We start from the raw sequence: 17,016 nt of genomic DNA on the forward strand, positions 1-17,016 counted from the left end.
CTATCCGGGGCCGGATGCCGGTGCCCCGCCGTTCGCCCCGGACCTGCGCCCGCGGTGGAAGGCGCCGAAACTGGATCCCGCGTTGCGGGAGGCCGCCGCGGGATCGGCGGGCGGCGGGGACTGGTCGCCCCGTTCCCGTTCGGCCTCGGCCATCGTGCGGCCCGGTGAGCGCACCGGCAGGCCGCCCGCGGTGGCGGACGCCTGGCGGGGCCGTACGGCCTGGTCGGGGAGTACGGCCGGCGGGGCGGTCGGCCGGACGTCCGGGACGCGCCGCGCGAGGGCCGGGGGCTCGGCTGCGGGGGCCGGGCCGGGCACGGGCACGGCGCCGCCGAAGGTACGGCCGGTCAGGGCGGGTCCGGGGTCGCGCTGCTGGGCGAGCAACTGCGGCGGTACGAGGACGACGACGCCCGTGCCGCCCCGCGAGGAGGGCCGGTAGCTCACGCCGACGCCGTACTTGGCGGCGAGCCGTCCGACGACGGCGAGGCCCAGCCGGGTGCCCTGGAGGGAGGCGAGGTCGGTGGTCCGTCCCGACACGGCCTCCTCGGCGTGGCGCATGGCCGCGTCGGCCATCTTCAGTCCGCTGTCCTCGATGGTGACGACGATTCCGGCGGTACGTTCCTCCACGTAGACGTGGACCTCGTCGATGGGCGGCGAGAAGTTGGCGGCGTTGTCCATGAGTTCGGCGAGCAGGTGCATGAGGCCCTCGGCCGCGTACCCGGAGATCGCGGCGTCGGTGGCGCAGTGCATGCGGACCCGCTGGTAGGCGGCGATGCGGCCGACGGCGCCGCGCAGGATGCTCTCCATCACGATCGGCCGGTTCCAGGCGCGGCTGGAGCGGCCGCCCATCAGGAGGGCCAGGCGGTCGGTGACGAGTCCGAGCTGCGAGGTGCTGTGGTCGAGCCGCAGCAGATCGCCGAGGAACTCCTCGCCGTGACGATCCTGCATCTCCCTGAGGTCGGCGAGCATGCTGACGGCCTTGGCCTGGACACGGCTGAGGGACTTGGCGGCGGCGGCCTGCGCGGCGGCGGTGCGCCGCTCGCTGTGGGCCAGTTCGCGCACGAAGAGCTCGGCGCAGGCACGCGCCTGCGGTCCCCGGGGCCAGTCCAGTTCGGCGAGGACGGCCTCCGCCGAGGCGCCCTCCCGCAGCTTCGGCACTGTGGCGGGCAGGGTGCTGCTCGTGAGGTGTTCGAGGTCCGCGGTGTTCCGTCGCCTCTCGCGCACCGCCTCCTGATGGGCCGACTCGGCGTCCGCGGCGCGCCGTACGGCGTCCTCCATCAGGGCGGCGCAGCTCTGGAGGACCTGCCGCAGGTGCGGTCCGGAGCCCGCGGCGGCGTTCGCCACCGCCTCGTCCGCGCCCGTGCCGTCGCGCACCTGTTGTGCGACGGCGGGCAGCGCGACGTTCACCAGGTGCACCAGGGCCGCGTTCTCCTGGGCGAGCCGGGCCTTGAGGGAGCCGGTCTCGGTCCTGCGGCCGGCCGCGGTCCGCCGCGCCCGCCCCACCAGGTGGGACGCGACGAGGACGGTCACGGCGAGGCAGAGCCACGCGGTCCCGGCGAGGGCCGCGGTCCAGCCCCGGGCGGCCTCGGGCGCGGCGGCCCAGGCGGCACCGGCGCCGGCGGCGGCCGCGGGCAGCACGACCAGGGGGACGGCGGGCGTGGAGCGGTGGGCCTTCTGCGTCCGGGGCGGGGTGGGGGGTGCAGACACTGACATTCCGCGGTCCCTTGGGTCCTTGAAAGCGGGGAAGGGCCGACGGCATGCGCCGGCCGCGAGTCGGAGCCGTACCGCCGGACGGTCGTCGATCACTCCGGCGGGCGTGCGATTCATGCTAGTCAGCGTCACCGGCGCGTACGCCGGACCGGCCGTGAACCCCACCGAGGAGCGAACTTCCACGGCATCCCACCAATCGAACGCACCGATGTGATACAGGCGTTCTGGGTGGGACCGGTGTGCCGTCGCGCGCGGGTCCGGGCAGTGCGCGGGGACCGGCGGCGGGGTGTGCGCCACCCGCCCGGCCCACACGGCGACACCGTCTGGCCGATCGTGAGGTGCGGCGGGCCGTGACCGCGGATCAGATGGGTGCCATGCGCAGACCCATAACCGTGGCCCAGAGCCACTCACGCCTGCTCACGTCGGGCGTCCTCCTCGCCGCCCAGTCGCTCCTCCTCACCCTGCCCGCTGTTCCGGCCTCGGCCGACGACACCGGACCGGCCGTCCGCGGCTCCGCCCACATGGGCGCGGGCGTCCTCGCCCACGAGGGTGTCCGGGGGCGCCCCGTCGACACCAGGGTCGCCCAGACCGAGGGGGTGGACGTCTCCAGCCATCAGGGCAACGTCGCCTGGTCCACCCTCTGGAAGAGCGGGGTCAAGTGGGCCTTCGTGAAGGCCACCGAGGGGACCTCCTACCGCAACCCGTACTTCGCCCAGCAGTACGGCGGTTCGTACGACGTCGGCATGATCCGTGGCGCGTACCACTTCGCGACCCCGGACACCGCCGGCGGTGCCGCCCAGGCCGACTACTTCGTCGACCACGGCGGCGCGTGGTCGAAGGACGGCAAGACGCTGCCGGGCGTCCTCGACATCGAGTACAACCCGTACGGGGCCACCTGCTACGGCCGGACGTCCAGTCAGATGGTGAGCTGGATCCGGGACTTCCTGAACCGGTACAAGCAGCGCACCGGCCGCCACGCCACCATCTACACCTCCACCAACTGGTGGAAGCAGTGCACGGGGAACTACAGCGGTTTTGGTGCCAGCAACCCGCTGTGGATCGCCCGGTACGCCTCGACCGTGGGTCCCCTTCCGGCCGGCTGGGGCTTCCACACCATGTGGCAGTACACCTCGTCCGGTCCGACGGTCGGGGACCACGACAAGTTCAACGGTGCGGTGGACCGCGTCAAGGCCCTGGCCAACGGCTGACCCGCCCGTGGCGGCGCCGGCCGCCGGATCAGCGGCCGGCGAGGGGGCCCAGGATGTCGGCGACCTGCTCGTGCACCACGTCCAGGGCACCGGCCGGCAGGGCGGCGACCTCCGTGCCCTCCAGGGCGCGGGCCGCCTCACCGGTGCCCCCGTCGCAGGCGACGGTCGCGCCGAGGACCTCGTAGCCGTCCCGGACGGCGACCCGCAGGTGGCGCCGGCCGTCGTCGTCGGCGTGCACGGCGGTGGCGACGACCAGGGGCGGCGGCCCGCCGGCCTCGGCGGGCTGCTTGCGGTAGCCGCTGGCGACCGGCGTGCGCCAGCGCAGGCCGAGCAGCAGATGACGCTTCGCCACCACCTCGGCCAGATCGGTCTCGTAGGTGCGGTCGGGCCCGAGCACCGTGGCCCGGGCGTCCAGCACGAGGGCCGCGGGCAGCAGGCAGCGCAGGCTGCTGCCGACGATGTTGCCGCCGACCGTGGCCGTCCGGCGCACGGCCCCGGTCCCCACGGAGCCCGCCGCCCGGCGCAGCACCTGGGGCACCCGGTCGTCGATGCGGTGCAGCACCACGGCCGCGCCCAGCGCCTCGGGTTCGAGGACGGTGGCCTCCGGGACGTTCCGCAGGGACATGGCCAGGTCCGGGAATCCGTCGCGTTGCCAGGTGGCCCACACGAGCGTGGCCCCGCCGACGGGCAACGCCCCCTCCGCCAGGCACTGCTGTGCCTCGGACACGGACGTGGGCAGACGCAAGAGCATGCTGATCGACCTGCTTCCCGGCAGTCGGCGGTCGGGCGACGCCACGTCTCCCCCGCCGCGTGATCACGGCCACTGCGATTCTCCGCATCGCCGAGGGGGCGCGTACAGGGCTCACCCGTTTCCACGGTGCGCCCTCCGTGCGCCGGTGCACGCTGCGTGCGAAGCGGTGTCGGCCCCGCCGGGGTCAGTCCGCCCCGGGGCGCCGCGCGACGAAGACGAACTCCCGGCCCTCGCGGTCGGGGGCGCCGCGCACCTCGAGCACCTCGTACCCCTGCCCCGTCAGGTCCGCCTCCACCTCGGCGCGCTCGCGGAAGCGCAACGTGGAGTCGGAGGTGAGGACCGCACCGTCCGCGGCGAAGACGTAGGTCCACCGGAAGGTGACCAGCGGCCCGCTCACGTCCAGGACGCGGCACCAGCTCTCGACGGCGCCGGTGCCGGGGATCTCCACGACCCGGTGGGTGTGCTCGCGGTCCCACTCCCGCCAGGCGCGCCGGGCCGGGTCCCGCGTCTCGAACACCAGGTGCCCGCCGGGCCGCAGGGCCTCGTGGGCGCCGCGCAGCGTGCGCCGCCACGCATCGGGGCCGGTGACGGCCTGGGCGACGTTCGCCGTCATGGTCGCCAGGTCGACGCGGAGCGGGGGCAGTGCGGTCGCGTCGCCCTCGATCCAGCGCACCCGGCCGGCTCCCGGCTTGCCCCGGGCCACGTCCAGGCTCGCCCGGGCGGGGTCGACGCCCACCACGTCCGTGCCGCGGCCGGCGAGAAGCAGGGCGAAGACCCCGGTGCCGCAGCCGATGTCCAGGACCCGCCGTGCGCCGAGTTCCCCGGCCGTGTCCAGGTACGGGGCGAGGTCGCCGCGGTCGGTGTCCAGCGCGTCGTAGATCCGGGCGAGCCGCGGCTCCCGGAAGCACTCGTCGGCCATGGGCAGGACGATAGCGGGGCCGCACCGCCGTGGGCCCGTCCGGGTGAACCGGGCGGCGCCCGCACCGCATCTCCGGTCGAAGGGCGGTGGCCGGGGAACACGGGAGGTATGCGCGCACTCGTCATCAACTGCACCCTCAAACCGTCCCCCGAGCCCTCCAACACCGAGGCCCTCGCCTCCACGGTCATCGCCGCCCTCAAGGGCCACGGGGCCGAGGTGGACGTCGTACGGGCCGTCGACCTGAACCTGAAGCCCGGCGTCGAGACCGACATGGGCGACGGCGACGACTGGCCGGCCGTGCACGAGAAGCTGCTGGCCTCCCAGATCCTCGTCATCGCCTCGCCCACCTGGCTCGGCCGTCCCTCCTCCGTCGCCCAGCGGGTCCTGGAACGCATGGACGCGATGCTGAGCGAGACCGACGACGAGGGCCGCCCGGTCGCCTACAACCGCGTCGCGGGCGTCCTGGTCACCGGGAACGAGGACGGTGCCCACCACGTCATCAGCGAGATCAGCGGCGGACTCGCCGACATCGGCTACACCGTCCCCGGTCAGGCCTGGACCTACTGGCACCTCGGCCCCGGGCCCGGTCCCGACTTCCTCGACGACGAGCGCGGCCACGACTGGGCGCTCTCCACCGGCCGTGCCATGGCGTCCAACCTGGCGCACGCGGCCCGGGCGCTCGACGCGATGCCGCTGCCGGCACCTCCCTCCTGACCCCGGCCGCGGTCACGGGCGGCCGGGCGGCGCCACGACGCCGCCCGGGCATGTCTGACGACGCCGATACGGGGCATTCGTGCACGGAGCAACGATGTACCAAGAGCAATGAGGAGCTGAGGTCCGCCATGACGCACGACCTGACCCCGAAGTACACGGTCCCCGGCATCGAGCGCGAGGCCGCCGGGCGGCTGATCGGTGTGCTGCGGCTGCGCCTGCACGCCCTCAACGATCTGCACCTGACCCTCAAGCACGTGCACTGGAACGTCGTGGGACCGCACTTCATCGCGGTCCACGAGATGATCGACCCGCAGGTCGACCAGGTCCGCGACATGGCCGACGACGTCGCGGAGCGCATCGCCGCGCTCGGCGGGGTGGCCCAGGGCACGCCCGGTGCGCTGGTGGCCGAGCGCAAGTGGGACGACTACTCCATCGGCCGGGCCGACGCCATCGCCCACCTCGGCGCGCTCGACGTCGTGTACACGGGCGTGGTCGAGGGCATGCGCGCGGCGGTCGAGGAGGCCGGCAAGATCGACACCGCGACGGAGGATCTCCTGATCGGGCAGCTCAGGGATCTGGAGCAGTTCCAGTGGTTCGTGCGGGCCCATCTGGAAAGCGCCGGAGGCACCCTGGCGACGGGCAGCGCCACCTCCGAGACGGAGGCGGCGGCCCGAGGCGCGGACGTCTCGTAGTACCTGGCCCGGAGTCCCGCCCGGGGGCCGCGGACCTGCCGCTCGGCGGGCCCGCGGCCCCCGGGCCGTTCAGCGGCGGCCGAGCCTGCGTTCGCCGCGGCTGCCCGGCTCGTAGGGCAGGTGGTAGTGGGCGAAGACCGCGCTCTCGTCCTCGGCCGCGAGTTCCCCGTCCGGGTCGATCCCGGGCGCGTCCTTGACGAGGGACCTGTCGTAGGTCACCTTCATGTGGCCCGGCGCGACGGTGGCCTTGTCCACCGGGACGAACACGAGGCGGCGACGGGTCGGCAGTCCGGTGGTGACCGTCGCGAACGCGGGGCGGTCGGTGAGGGTGTCGAAGTAGATGGACTCCAGGGTGCCGATCTTGCGGCCGTCGTGGTCGACGACGTCGTGGCCGCGCCAGTCACGGATGTTTTCGGCTTCGAACATGGTTGGTCTTCCCTTCCGAGGACGCTCACCCTGTCTTGTTCCCCGCTCGGCCCGGCTGTCGCCCGGCTGTCCCCTCACCGGCCTACCGCCGGCCTCCCGGTGACCGCCCGTTCACGATCCGCACCGATCCGGAAGGTGTGCGGGGCCTGACTCCGGGTAGGCGCCCATGCGTCGGCCGACAGGGTGACAACGACGGGGGCCGATCGATCGGGAGGGCACATCATGACGACGACCGCACAGGCGACCGCGCACACCACGACGGAGATGCCGGAGATCGCGGACCCGTCCAAGGTGGCGCCCAAGGACGCGCGGGAGTTGTCGCGGCTGTTCTTCGAGCAGCTTGCGGTACTGGAAGAGGGCACGCCCGCACACCAGTACGCTCGCAACACCCTCATCGAGATGAACATGTCCCTGGTGCGCTTCGCGGCCGGCCGCTTCCGCAGCCGCGGCCCGGAGGAGATGGAGGACATCGTCCAGGTCGGCATGATCGGCCTGATCAAGGCCATCGACCGGTTCGAGCTGACCCGCGAGGTGGAGTTCACCTCCTTCGCGGTGCCGTACATCGTCGGTGAGATCAAGCGGTTCTTCCGGGACACCTCGTGGGCGGTGCACGTCCCCCGGCGGCTTCAGGAGGCCCGTGTCCAGCTGGCCCGGGCCACCGAGGAGCTGCGCAGCCGGCTGGGCCGCAACCCCACCACGCAGGAGCTGTCGGAACTGATGAGCCTTCCGGAGGACGAGGTCGTCGAGGCCCGTCTGGCGGCCAACGGCTACAACTCCGCCTCCCTGGACGCCGCCGTGGGCGGCAGCGAGGAAGGCGAGTCGGCGCTCGCGGACTTCATCGGTGTCGACGACGCCGCCCTGGAACTCGTGGACGACTTCCACGCCCTGGCCCCGATGATCGCCGAGCTGGACGAGCGCGACCGGCAGATCATCCACTGGCGGTTCGTCGAGGAGCTGACGCAGAAGGACATCGGCGAGCGCCTCGGCGTCTCGCAGATGCATGTGTCGCGGCTGATCTCGCGACTGCTGAAGCGGCTGCGGGAGGGCATGCTCAGCACGGCCTGATCCCCGGCCTGGCCGCGGCGCGGGCTGTCCGGGCGGTCCGGGCGGTCCGGGCGGTAAGAGCGGTCAGGTTCGAGCGGCGGTCGGCCAGTGGGGGCGGCGTCCGGTCCGGTGCGGGCGCCGCTTCGTCCCGTGCAGGCGCTGCGTGATCCGGTGCGGGCGGCGCCCGGTCCGGTACGGACGACGCTTCGTCCGGCTCAGGCGGCGGTCGTCTTCTTCCGCCGGGCGCGGGTGCCGCTGAGCGCGTCGACGAGCTGCTCGCGGCTCATCCTGGAGCGGCCGGGGACGTCCTGCTCGGTGGCCCGCTGGTAGAGCTCGGCCTTGCTCAGCTCCCGCAGTTCGCTCCGCCCGGGCGGAGTCCTGTGGGCGGGGCCCGCTTTCCCCTTCCCCGCTGCCGTGGGCTTCTTCCGGGGCGCTCCCGCCTTCTTCCGCGGCTCGTCCGCTCCCCGGCCGCCCGAGTTCCGGGCCGCCCGTTCTCCGCCGCCCTTCGCCTGCTCCAGGCTGCCCCGCAGGACGTCCATCAGGTCGACGACATTGGTGGCGCCCGGCGCCTCCTCGGCGACGGCCACCTCCTCGCCCTCGGCCTTGGCCCGGACCAGCTCGCGGACCTTCTCCTGGTAGGTGTCGTGGTAGCGCTCGGGGTCCCAGTCGCCACTGAGGGCGTCGACGAGGCGCAGGGCCATGTCGAGTTCCTTGCCGCGGCCCGCACGGCTGGACGGCAGCTCGGGCAGTTCCCGTACCGGGTCGCGGACCTCGTCGGCCCAGTGCAGCGTCTGCAGCAGCAGGACCCTCTCCTCGGCGCGCAGGGCGGTCAGGTACTGGCGGTTGCGCATGACGAAGGTGGCGACGCCCGCCTTGCCGGTCTCGGCGAGGGCGGTGCGCAGGAGTTCGTAGACCTTCAGGTACTCCTCGCCGCGCGGGGCGAGGTAGTAGGTGCGGCCGAAGTAGACCGGGTCGATCCGGTCCAGGTCGACGAAGTCGGTGATGTCCAGGGTGCGGGAGCGGCCCGGCGCGATCTCGTCGAGTTCGTCGGGATCCACGACGACGTACTCGCCCTCGCCGACCTCGTAGCCCTTGACGATGTCGGCGGCCTCGACCTCCTTGCCGGTGCGTTCGTTGACGCGCCGGTTGCGGATGCGGTCCGAGGTGCCGCGCTGCAACTGGTGGAAGTGGACCGTGTGGTCCTCGGTCGCGGTGAACAGACCGACGGGCACCGAGACCAGCCCGAACGTGATCACGCCTGTCCAGATCGCCCGTGCCATGGCCGTCCGCTCCGTCCTGCCCGCACCGCCCAGTCCTTCCACGCTGCCATCCGGCCCTCGGCTCCGCCCGCCGGGCGCTGCACACGGGTGGGCGGCCGGTCGGCAGCGCGCGCACCGGCCGCCGCCGTTGTTCCCTGTGAGGTGCGGGGCGGCCACCGCGCGGACGCCGGCCGGTCCTTGCCACCGGCCGGCGTCCGCAGGACCGCCCGGCCGGAACCGAGCCGAACGGCGCCGGACAACAGAGCCGAACCACAGAGGGGCACCGCCCGTGAACTGTCACCTGAGACCGATCAGCCGCGAGGAGCACCTGCGCTTCGTCGCGGCCCGGCCCTCCGTGAGCCATCTGCAGACCCCCGCGTGGGGCGGCGTGAAGCCCGAGTGGCGGGCGGAGAGCCTGGGTTGGTTCGACGAGGGCGGTGACCTGGTGGGGGCCGGGCTGGTGCTCCTGCGTCCGCTGCCGGGGCTCAGGCGATACCTGGCCTACCTGCCCGAGGGCCCGGTCGTCGACTGGGGCGCCCGGGACCTGGAGCGGTGGCTGCGGCCCATGCTGGCGCACCTGAGGGAGCGGGGTGCGTTCTCGGTGCGGATGGGGCCGCCGGTGGTGGCACGGCGCTGGAGCCCGGAGGCCGTCAAGGCGGCCGTCGCCGACCCTGCGGCGCACCGGCTCGGCGACGTGCCGGCCACCGCCCGGGAGCCGGGGGCCGACGACGTCGCCGAGGAGCTGCGCCGGTTGGGCTGGCGGCGCACCGAGTCCGGCGGGGAGGACGGGTTCGCGGCGGGCCAGCCGCGCTACGTGTGCCAGGTGCCGCTCGCGGGCCGGTCGCTGGAGGAGATCCGGAGCGGCTTCAACCAGCAGTGGCGTCGCAACATCAAGAAGGCGGAGAAGGCCGGCGTCAAGGTCGTCCGCGGCGGCCACGAGGATCTCGGCGCGTTCTACGAGCTGTATGTGGAGACCGCCGAACGGGACCGGTTCGTTCCCCGCCCCCTCGGCTACTTCCAGCGCATGTGGGCCGCGCTGACGGCCGAGGACCCGGACCGGATGCGCCTGTACCTGGCGCATCACGACGGGGAGGTGCTCGCCGCGGCCACGATGCTGACCGTGGGCGACCACGTCTGGTACTCCTACGGCGCCTCGACGGCCCGGCGGCGCGAGGTCCAGCCGAACAACGCCCTGCAGTGGCGGATGATGTGCGACGCCCACGAACGGGGCGCGGCCGTCTACGACTTCCGCGGCATCACCGACACCCTCGACGAGGACAACCACCTGCTGGGGCTGCTCCGGTTCAAGACCGGGGCGGGGGGCGAGGCCGTCGAGTACCTCGGGGAGTGGGAGCATGCGCTGAGCAGGGTGCTGCACAGGGCACTGCGGTTCTACCTGGCGCGGCGCTGACGGACGTGAGGCAGGGGGTGGGCGGTGTCGCGGGTGCTGGTGGTGCAGAACCACGCGGGCGGCGGGCCGGGTCGGTTCGGTGCGTGGCTGGCGTCGGAGGGGGTGTCGCTGGACGTCCTGCACGCGTACGCCGGTGTTCCGTTTCCCGTCCGTCCGGAGTACGACGGGATCCTGGTGCTCGGCGGCGGTTTCCTGCCCGACGACGACGAGCGCGCCCCGTGGCTGGCACCCACCCGCGCGCTGGTCGCCGGGGCACTGGATCGGGAGGTGCCGGTGTTCGGCATCTGCCTCGGCGGCCAGCTCCTCGCCCGGGTGGCGGGCGGCACGGTCCACGGCGCCCACGGTGAGCCGGAGTTCGGCAGTACCCCGCTGAACGTGCGTCCCGAGGCCGGGGACGATCCGTTGTTCCGGGGGCTGCCGGAGCGGGTGACGGCGGTCGAGCACCACGTCGACGCCGTCACCGCCCTGCCGCCCGGCGCGGCCTGGCTGATGGCGAGCGAGCGCTGTCCGTACCAGGCGTTCCGGGTCGGTGAGCGGGCGTGGGGTGTGCAGTTCCATCCCGAGGCGGGGGCGGACCGCGTGAGGTCCTGGGACGCGGAACGGCTCCGGGCCCGGGGCCTGGACCCGGTGGAGCTGGCCGACCGGGCGGCACGCGACGAGCCGGCGGCCGAAGCGGTCTGGCGGCGGGTCGCCCGGCGCTTCGCCGCCGTGGTCACCGGCTGACGCCGGGCCGGCCCCCCTCAGGAGGCCCCGTCGGCGGCCCGCGCCCGTTCCGCGAACGCGCCGCCGTCGGTGAAGGCCAGTGCCGCGAAGCGTTCGCCCATACGGCGGTGGGTGGCGGCGTCCGGGTGGATGTCGTCGGGCAGCGGCAGCTCGGCGAAGTCGTCCTCCCCGTACAGCTCGCGGCCGTCGAGGTGGTACAGGTTCGGGTCGTCGGCCGCGCGCTGCGTCACGATCCGGGCCAGTTCGTTCCTGATGACGTCGAGGGTGAGCTTCCCACTCGCCGTTTCCGCCGGGTCGCCCGTGGCCACGAAACGCATCCGTCCCTCGGCCGCTCCGCTGAAGTCGGGCATCAGCGGCCCCGGGGTGTCCTCGTGGACGGGGCACAGGATCGGCGAGACGACCAGCAGCGGTGCCGTGGGGTGGCCCTCGCGGAGGGTGTCGAGGAAGCCGTGCACCGCGGGGCCGAAGGCACGCAGGCGCATCAGGTCGGCGTTGACCACGTTGATGCCGATCTTGACGCTGATCAGGTCGGCCGGTGTGTCGCGCATGGCCCGGGCGGTGAACGGATCGAGCAGGGCGCCGCCGCCCAGGCCCAGGTTGACGAGTTCGACTCCGCCGAGGGAGGCCGCGAGGGCGGGCCAGGTGGTGGTGGGGCTCGCGGCGTCCGAACCGTGGCTGATGGAGCTGCCGTGGTGCAGCCAGACCCTGCGGCCGGGATCCGGCGCGGGCCCTACGGGGGCGTCGGTGCGCAGGGCGACGAGTTCGGTGGTCTCGTTGTGGGGCAGCCAGATCTCGACGTCCTTGTCGCCCGCCGGGAGGCCGGCGAAGCGGACGGTGCCGACCGGGCCCTGCTCCAGCTCCGCGGTGCCGGTGGTCATGTCGATGGTCAGGACGCGCCCGCCCGTGACGCTGCCCCGTCCCGCCGGGCGGCCGTCGACGAGCAGGTCGTAGACGCCGTCCGGGCGGGGCGGGGCGCCGGTGTAGACGCGCTTGGTGGGCAGGGTGTCCAGTTCGACGACGGTGGCCCGGGTGCGCAGGGCCAGGCGTACGCCCGAGGGCTGGGACTCGGCCATGGCGAGCTGCCCGTCGGCGTTCTGGGCGCGGGCCCTGGCCGGCAGGCGGTGCGGCAGCACGCCGTGCCCGGTGCGCTCCAGGTCGAGGGCGCCCCGCAGGAGGTCCTGGGTGACGGGCGTGGTGATCCAGTCGTCCGTGGTGTGCATGTCGCCTCCGGAGGTGGGTGCGCCTCACTGAGGGCGCGGTGTACGTCGCCGATTATGCAATTGCCTAATTCGATTAGGCAAACTGTGTTGTCCGACCGTCCAGCGGTGTGCGTGCGCGCCTGCACGCATGGCAGTGGTGACGACTTTCAACGGGAAAGTGACACGGCCTACGATCATGTCCGCCACCTGCGGTTCACTGGTGCTCCAGGCGTCCGGTGCCGCGGCCGCCGTACCCGTGAGGAGGTGCCTTCCGGCCATGCACACCGTCGCCGTACTCGCCCTGGACCGGGTGATCCCGTTCGACCTGTCCACCCCGATCGAGGTCTTCGGCCGCACCCGGCTCCCCGACGGCCGGCCCGGCTACCAGATCCGCGTGTGCGCCGAGCGGTCCGAGGTCGACACGGGCGCCTTCACGCTGCGCGCGCCCTGGGGTCTGGACGGGCTGCGGGACGCGGACACGATCGTCGTGCCCGGCACGGCCACCCCCACCGACCCGCTCTCCCCCGCCGTGCGCGACGCGCTGCGCACGGCCGCCGCGAACGGCACGCGGATCGCCTCCATCTGCGCGGGCACCTTCCCGCTGGCCGCCACCGGACTGCTCGACGGGCTGCGGGCCACCACGCACTGGCTCGCCGCCGACGCGCTCGCCGGTGCCCACCCGGCCGTCGAGGTGGACCCGGAGGTGCTCTACGTCGACAACGGGCAGCTCCTCACCTCGGCCGGTGCCGCCGCGGGACTGGACCTGTGCCTGCACATGATCCGGCGGGACTACGGTTCCGCGGTCGCCGCGGACGCCGCCCGGCTGTCGGTCATGCCGCTGGAGCGGGAAGGCGGTCAGGCCCAGTTCATCGTCCACGACTACACGCCCGTCCCCCGGGGCTCCGCCCTGGAGCCCCTGCTCACCTGGCTGCGGGACAACCTGGCGCGCGACCTCACCCTCGCCGACATCGCCGCCCACGCCGGGATGAGCACACGGACGCTGATCCGCCGCTTCCGGGAGCAGACCGGCAGCACCCCGCTGCAGTGGCTCCACCGGGCCAGGGTCCGCCAGGCGCAGCACCTGCTGGAGACGACCCAGCACTCCGTGGAGCGCATCGCCGGTCAGGTCGGGTTCGGCTCGCCCACCGCCTTCCGGGACCGTTTCAAGCGCACCACCGGCGTCAGCCCCCAGGCCTACCGGCGCACCTTCGCCTGAGGCGGTGGGTGGTCACCGCCCGGCACGCCCCGGACCGGCTCCGCCCACCGGGCGTCCGGCGCGGGCGCCGACGGGAGGCATGAGCGCGGGCAGCGGGGGGACTCCGCCCCCATGTCCCAGCCGCACCTGGTCACCTTCGGACACGGCACGGCGGGCCGCACCGAGCTGGCCGGCCTGCTGCGGGGCGCCGGCGTCGCCGCCGTGGTCGACGTCCGGACGGCCCCCGGCAGCCGCCGCGACCCCGACCTGCTGCGGGAACGGCTCGCACGGTGGATGCCCGAGGAAGGCCTCGGCTACCGGTGGGAGCGCCGCCTGGGCGGCTTCCGCAAGCTGCCGCCGGACTCCCCGGACGTCGTCTGGCGCAACGCGTCCTTCCGGGGCTACGCCGCCCACACCCGCACTTCGGAGTTCGTCGCCGCCATGGACGAGCTGCTCGCGCAGACAGTGCGGGAACGCACCGCGGTCATGTGCGGCGAGGCCGTGTGGTGGCGCTGCCACCGGCGCCTCGTCGCGGACTTCGCCGTACTGGCCCGTGACACTCCCGTGGACCACCTCATGCACGACGGCCGCCTGACACCCCACTCCCCCACACCGGGGGCCCGGCTGCGGCCGGACGGGCTCCTCGTCTACGACGACGAGGAGGCGGCTCGGGCGGCCGCCTCCTCACCGCCGAAGCGGACGCGCCGCCCACCGAGGTGAGGACGACCGCGGTCAGGACGGAGCAGGTGCCGAGGCCACGGAGGAGAGCCGCGGAGGCGGAGGGGACCGGAGGGAGACGGAGGAGACGGTGGCCATGAACCACAAGGGGAGCGGCGGGACCGGCCGGGAGACCGGCGGCCACGGCACCGAGTCGGCCGAGTCGGTACTCGACGAGCTCTACTCGACACCGCCCGGCGACTTCGTCCCCCGCCGCGAGGAACGCGCGGCCGCCGCCCGGACCGCCGGCCGCAAGGAGGACGCCCGCCGGATCCACGCCGCCCGCAGGCCCACGCTCGCGGCCTGGGCGGCGAACCTCCTGGCCCGCTCGCGACCGGAAGAGGCCCGTCGTTTCCAGGAGTTGGGGCAGTCCCTGCGCGAGGCACACCGCACCCTGGACGCCGCGGAGCTCAGGGAACTCTCCGCGCAGCGCCGACGCGTCGTCTCCGCCCTGACCCAGCAGGCCGCACAGCTGGCCGGCGAGGCCGGGCACCGGTTGTCCCAGTCGGCGCAGCGGGAGGTCGAGTCGACCCTGCGCGCGGTGCTCGCGGATGCGCGAGCCGCCGACGAGTGGGCCGCCGGACGCCTGGCCGCGTCACTCGCCCCGCCCTCCGAATTCCCGCCGGACACCGCCCCGTTCGCCGCCGCACCCCGCGGGCCGGCGCCCCGGCCGAAGCCCGCCCGGCGCACCGCGGGCACCGGTGACGAACTCGCGGAGCGGCGCCGCAGACGGCAGGAGGAACTGGCGCGGGCCGAGGAGCAGGCGGAGCGGGCCGCGCGGCGGTTGCGCGACGGACGGGCAAAACGGTCGGCGGCGGACGCGTCGCTGCGCCGGGCGGACGAGGAACGCGAGCGGGCCCGTGCGGCGGTGAACACCGCCGAGGAACAGCTGCGCACGGCCCACGCGGACCTCGACCGCGCCGAGCGGCAGCACCGGGCAGCGGAAGAACGGGTCCACCGGGCCGGCGAGGAAGTGACCGGGGCCGAGCGGGAGGCGCGTACGGCGTCGCGCCGGGTGGACCGGTTGAACTCACGTGCCAGGTAGCCGGCACAGCCGCTGCGCGGATGACGCTCGCGGGTGACCGATGCCCGCCAAGTCCCGAACACATGCGCGGAGTTGCGGCGGCACATTCCACGTGAGTGACCATACGTGGTATACCGGCTCGGCAGCGAGCAGGCGAACACCACGCATGGTCCGTCTGCCTTCACGGCCGCGAATCGAGGAGAGTCACACATGTCCGAGAGCACGACGCAGAACGCCACCGAACTCGCCTCGCAGTACAGCGTCCAGGTGACCGACGACCTGGAGCGCAACGCCAAGGAGCAGGAACGTGTCAGCACGGAAATCACCGCTCTCCAGGAGCAGTTGGCCGCGCTGCAGCACGACCACGCCCTGTTGGTGAACATGCAGCAGGCGTTGGGCATCACCTCCCCGGCCCAGTCGGCGGACGCGCCCGGGGAGTCCGGTGCAGCGGCCGCCGTGCCCACGCCGCGTGCGGGCACGTCCGCCGGGCCGGGCGCGGGCAGGCGTGCGCGGGCCAAGAGGGCCACTTCGCCGGCCAAGCGCGCCACCACCGCCAAGCCGGGTGCCGGCAAGTCCGCGAAACCGGCCGCCGCGGCACCTGCGAAGGCTCCCAAGAAGGCCGGATCCGCCGCCAGGGCCGCCACCGGGGGCACGGCCAAGACGCCCGCCAAGGCCGACACGAAGTCCCCCAAGGCCGCCGCTAAGGGCACCAAGAGCGCCAAGGACGCCACCAGGGACACCAAGGCCGCGGCGAAGCCCGCCGCCGGGAAGGCACCGGCGCAGGCGCCGGCCCAGCCGACGCTGGTCGAGCTGGTGCGCCACCACCTCGCCGGGCAGAACGAGCCCCGCTCCGCGGCCGAGATCACCACGGCCCTGGGCGAGACCCACCCCGAACGCACCGTCAAGACCACGGTCGTGCGCACCACCCTCGAGGGGCTCGTCGCCAGGAACCAGGCCCAGCGCTCCAAGCAGGGCACGTCGGTGTACTACACCGCCGCCGACGCGGCCGCGGCGAAGCAGGAGCAGCAGGCCCCGGCCGGTGACGCGGCCGGGCAGGGCGACGCCTGAGCACACCTGCTCCCCTCTCGACGCGGCGCGGCGCGCGGCCCGGGGGAAACGGGGTGAGTATCGGTGGATGGGTTTCGTCCTGCCGGTGCTCTTCGCCCTCCTCGCCGCGTTCAGCAACGCGCTGGCGACCGTGCTCCAGCGCCGTGCCGCGCTGAGTGTGCCGCAGTCCCGGGGCTTCCGCCCGGGGCTCGTCCTGGACCTGTTGCGGCGGCCGGTGTGGCTCGGCGGCATGCTGGCCGTGGTGGTGGCCGGTGTGGGGCAGGCGGTGGCTCTGGCGACGGGGCCGTTGTCACTCGTCCAGCCCCTGTTCGTGCTGGAGCTTCCGCTGGCCCTGCTGCTGGCCTCGCTGCTGACCGGCACCCGGCTGCCGGAGGCGGTGTGGCTCGCCGTCGGCGGGGTGGTGGTGGGGCTCGGCGTGGCGCTGGCCTCGGCCGCGCCGGACGGCGGCGCGGAGGACGTGCCGCTGGACCGCTGGGTGCCCGCACTCGCGGCCTGTGCCGGAGCCGCGGTACTGCTGGCGGGAGCCGGTCTGCGGCGTCCCTTCGGCAAGGCGCGCGCCGGTTGTCTCGGCGCCGCCACCGCGGTGTGCTACGCGCTGACGGCCGGTCTGATGAAGGACTCCATGCGTGTCCTGGACTCCGGCGGCGTCGTCGGCTTCCTGACCGCGTGGCAGACCTACGGCTTCGCGCTGGCCGGTGTGTGCGCCGTGCTCCTGCTGGAGCACGCCATGCAGGGTGGCCCGCTCGTCGCCTCCCAGCCCGCCCTCACCCTGGGCGACGCGACGGTGAGCCTCCTGCTCGGCGTGGTCCTGTACCGCGAGGACGTACGGGGCCACTGGTGGGTCGTGCCGCAACTGCTGGGCGTGGCGCTGATCGTCGTGGGCGTCCTGCATCTGGCCCGGCGGGGCGTCGACCTGCGCACCGGGCAGTGAGCCCGGTGGGCGGGCCGGGGCGGCGCAG

At 74.0% G+C, this 17,016-nt stretch carries 17 protein-coding genes; 11 read left to right on the top strand and 6 right to left on the bottom strand.

The window, feature by feature from the left end:
* Positions 1-1,710, bottom strand: coding sequence for an ATP-binding protein (locus HZS56_RS15960; RefSeq protein WP_216721347.1), 1,710 nt, complete (start codon positions 1,708-1,710; stop codon positions 1-3).
* A gap of 371 nt (positions 1,711-2,081) precedes the next feature.
* Between HZS56_RS15960 and HZS56_RS15965 the strand changes: the two genes are divergently transcribed.
* Positions 2,082-2,915: a lysozyme gene (locus tag HZS56_RS15965; RefSeq protein WP_216721348.1), complete on the top strand. Its 834-nt coding sequence runs from the start codon at positions 2,082-2,084 to the stop codon at positions 2,913-2,915.
* Between the two features lie 28 nt (positions 2,916-2,943).
* On the opposite strand, the gene HZS56_RS15970 is transcribed toward HZS56_RS15965, so the two are convergent.
* Entirely contained in the window at positions 2,944-3,666 is a 723-nt protein-coding gene (locus tag HZS56_RS15970) for an FAD binding domain-containing protein (RefSeq protein ID WP_216721349.1), read from the bottom strand.
* A gap of 184 nt (positions 3,667-3,850) precedes the next feature.
* Complete coding sequence (locus HZS56_RS15975) at positions 3,851-4,585, bottom strand: class I SAM-dependent methyltransferase (RefSeq protein ID WP_216721350.1); 735 nt, start codon at positions 4,583-4,585, stop codon at positions 3,851-3,853.
* 108 nt (positions 4,586-4,693) lie between these two features.
* On the opposite strand from HZS56_RS15975, the gene HZS56_RS15980 reads away from it, so the two are divergent.
* Positions 4,694-5,299, top strand: coding sequence for a flavodoxin family protein (locus HZS56_RS15980; protein WP_216721351.1), 606 nt, complete (start codon positions 4,694-4,696; stop codon positions 5,297-5,299).
* 128 nt (positions 5,300-5,427) lie between these two features.
* On the top strand, positions 5,428-5,991 hold the full coding sequence (locus HZS56_RS15985) for a Dps family protein (protein ID WP_061440672.1): 564 nt from the start codon (positions 5,428-5,430) through the stop codon (positions 5,989-5,991).
* A 69-nt stretch (positions 5,992-6,060) separates the two neighbouring features.
* Here HZS56_RS15985 and HZS56_RS15990 read toward each other — a convergent pair whose 3' ends face one another.
* A complete protein-coding gene (locus tag HZS56_RS15990; RefSeq protein WP_216721352.1) occupies positions 6,061-6,417 on the bottom strand; it encodes a PRC-barrel domain-containing protein in 357 nt (118 codons plus the stop codon).
* 219 nt (positions 6,418-6,636) lie between these two features.
* Between HZS56_RS15990 and HZS56_RS15995 the strand changes: the two genes are divergently transcribed.
* Positions 6,637-7,482 carry an RNA polymerase sigma factor SigF gene (locus tag HZS56_RS15995; protein WP_216721389.1) on the top strand — a complete coding sequence of 282 codons (846 nt, stop codon included), beginning with the start codon at positions 6,637-6,639 and terminating at the stop codon, positions 7,480-7,482.
* A gap of 194 nt (positions 7,483-7,676) precedes the next feature.
* Here the strand turns inward: HZS56_RS15995 and ku are convergent, their stop codons facing one another.
* The gene (gene ku, locus HZS56_RS16000; RefSeq protein WP_216721353.1) at positions 7,677-8,741 is read right to left on the bottom strand and encodes a non-homologous end joining protein Ku; all 1,065 of its coding nucleotides are present in this window, start codon (positions 8,739-8,741) and stop codon (positions 7,677-7,679) included.
* Positions 8,742-9,009: 268 nt separating this feature from the next.
* Here ku and HZS56_RS16005 point away from each other — a divergent pair, with 268 nt between their 5' ends.
* Both HZS56_RS16005 and HZS56_RS16010 read left to right on the top strand, forming a co-directional pair.
* Positions 9,010-10,131 (top strand): lipid II:glycine glycyltransferase FemX, encoded by a 1,122-nt coding sequence (locus HZS56_RS16005; protein WP_216721354.1) that lies wholly within the window; start codon positions 9,010-9,012, stop codon positions 10,129-10,131.
* A gap of 24 nt (positions 10,132-10,155) precedes the next feature.
* The gene (locus HZS56_RS16010) at positions 10,156-10,854 is read left to right on the top strand and encodes a type 1 glutamine amidotransferase (protein WP_216721355.1); all 699 of its coding nucleotides are present in this window, start codon (positions 10,156-10,158) and stop codon (positions 10,852-10,854) included.
* Positions 10,855-10,871: 17 nt separating this feature from the next.
* On the opposite strand, the gene HZS56_RS16015 is transcribed toward HZS56_RS16010, so the two are convergent.
* Positions 10,872-12,074, bottom strand: coding sequence for a GDSL-type esterase/lipase family protein (locus HZS56_RS16015; protein WP_216721356.1), 1,203 nt, complete (start codon positions 12,072-12,074; stop codon positions 10,872-10,874).
* Between the two features lie 256 nt (positions 12,075-12,330).
* Here HZS56_RS16015 and HZS56_RS16020 point away from each other — a divergent pair, with 256 nt between their 5' ends.
* The 5 genes from HZS56_RS16020 (at position 12,331) to HZS56_RS16040 (ending at position 16,988) form a co-directional block, all read left to right on the top strand.
* The gene (locus HZS56_RS16020; protein WP_216721357.1) at positions 12,331-13,269 is read left to right on the top strand and encodes a GlxA family transcriptional regulator; all 939 of its coding nucleotides are present in this window, start codon (positions 12,331-12,333) and stop codon (positions 13,267-13,269) included.
* A gap of 111 nt (positions 13,270-13,380) precedes the next feature.
* Positions 13,381-13,968, top strand: coding sequence for a DUF488 domain-containing protein (locus HZS56_RS16025; protein ID WP_216721358.1), 588 nt, complete (start codon positions 13,381-13,383; stop codon positions 13,966-13,968).
* Between the two features lie 94 nt (positions 13,969-14,062).
* Positions 14,063-15,010: a coiled-coil domain-containing protein gene (locus HZS56_RS16030; RefSeq protein WP_216721359.1), complete on the top strand. Its 948-nt coding sequence runs from the start codon at positions 14,063-14,065 to the stop codon at positions 15,008-15,010.
* Positions 15,011-15,199: 189 nt separating this feature from the next.
* The gene (locus HZS56_RS16035) at positions 15,200-16,057 is read left to right on the top strand and encodes a hypothetical protein (protein WP_216721360.1); all 858 of its coding nucleotides are present in this window, start codon (positions 15,200-15,202) and stop codon (positions 16,055-16,057) included.
* Between the two features lie 67 nt (positions 16,058-16,124).
* The gene (locus HZS56_RS16040) at positions 16,125-16,988 is read left to right on the top strand and encodes a DMT family transporter (RefSeq protein WP_216721361.1); all 864 of its coding nucleotides are present in this window, start codon (positions 16,125-16,127) and stop codon (positions 16,986-16,988) included.
* The last annotated feature ends 28 nt before the right edge of the window (positions 16,989-17,016 follow it).

This window comes from Streptomyces mayonensis, from assembly GCF_018982965.1.
Lineage (GTDB): Bacteria > Actinomycetota > Actinomycetes > Streptomycetales > Streptomycetaceae > Streptomyces > Streptomyces mayonensis.

Coding starts and splice junctions, on each gene's coding strand:
- HZS56_RS15990 (WP_216721352.1), bottom strand. CDS start 6,417: ATGTTCGAAGCCGAAAACATCCGTGACTGGCGCGGCCACGACGTCGTC.
- HZS56_RS16025 (WP_216721358.1), top strand. CDS start 13,381: ATGTCCCAGCCGCACCTGGTCACCTTCGGACACGGCACGGCGGGCCGC.
- HZS56_RS16015 (WP_216721356.1), bottom strand. CDS start 12,074: ATGCACACCACGGACGACTGGATCACCACGCCCGTCACCCAGGACCTC.
- HZS56_RS16035 (WP_216721360.1), top strand. CDS start 15,200: ATGTCCGAGAGCACGACGCAGAACGCCACCGAACTCGCCTCGCAGTAC.
- HZS56_RS15985 (WP_061440672.1), top strand. CDS start 5,428: ATGACGCACGACCTGACCCCGAAGTACACGGTCCCCGGCATCGAGCGC.
- ku (WP_216721353.1), bottom strand. CDS start 8,741: ATGGCACGGGCGATCTGGACAGGCGTGATCACGTTCGGGCTGGTCTCG.
- HZS56_RS16040 (WP_216721361.1), top strand. CDS start 16,125: ATGGGTTTCGTCCTGCCGGTGCTCTTCGCCCTCCTCGCCGCGTTCAGC.
- HZS56_RS15980 (WP_216721351.1), top strand. CDS start 4,694: ATGCGCGCACTCGTCATCAACTGCACCCTCAAACCGTCCCCCGAGCCC.
- HZS56_RS15970 (WP_216721349.1), bottom strand. CDS start 3,666: ATGCTCTTGCGTCTGCCCACGTCCGTGTCCGAGGCACAGCAGTGCCTG.
- HZS56_RS16030 (WP_216721359.1), top strand. CDS start 14,063: ATGAACCACAAGGGGAGCGGCGGGACCGGCCGGGAGACCGGCGGCCAC.
- HZS56_RS15965 (WP_216721348.1), top strand. CDS start 2,082: ATGCGCAGACCCATAACCGTGGCCCAGAGCCACTCACGCCTGCTCACG.
- HZS56_RS15960 (WP_216721347.1), bottom strand. CDS start 1,710: ATGTCAGTGTCTGCACCCCCCACCCCGCCCCGGACGCAGAAGGCCCAC.
- HZS56_RS15975 (WP_216721350.1), bottom strand. CDS start 4,585: ATGGCCGACGAGTGCTTCCGGGAGCCGCGGCTCGCCCGGATCTACGAC.
- HZS56_RS16020 (WP_216721357.1), top strand. CDS start 12,331: ATGCACACCGTCGCCGTACTCGCCCTGGACCGGGTGATCCCGTTCGAC.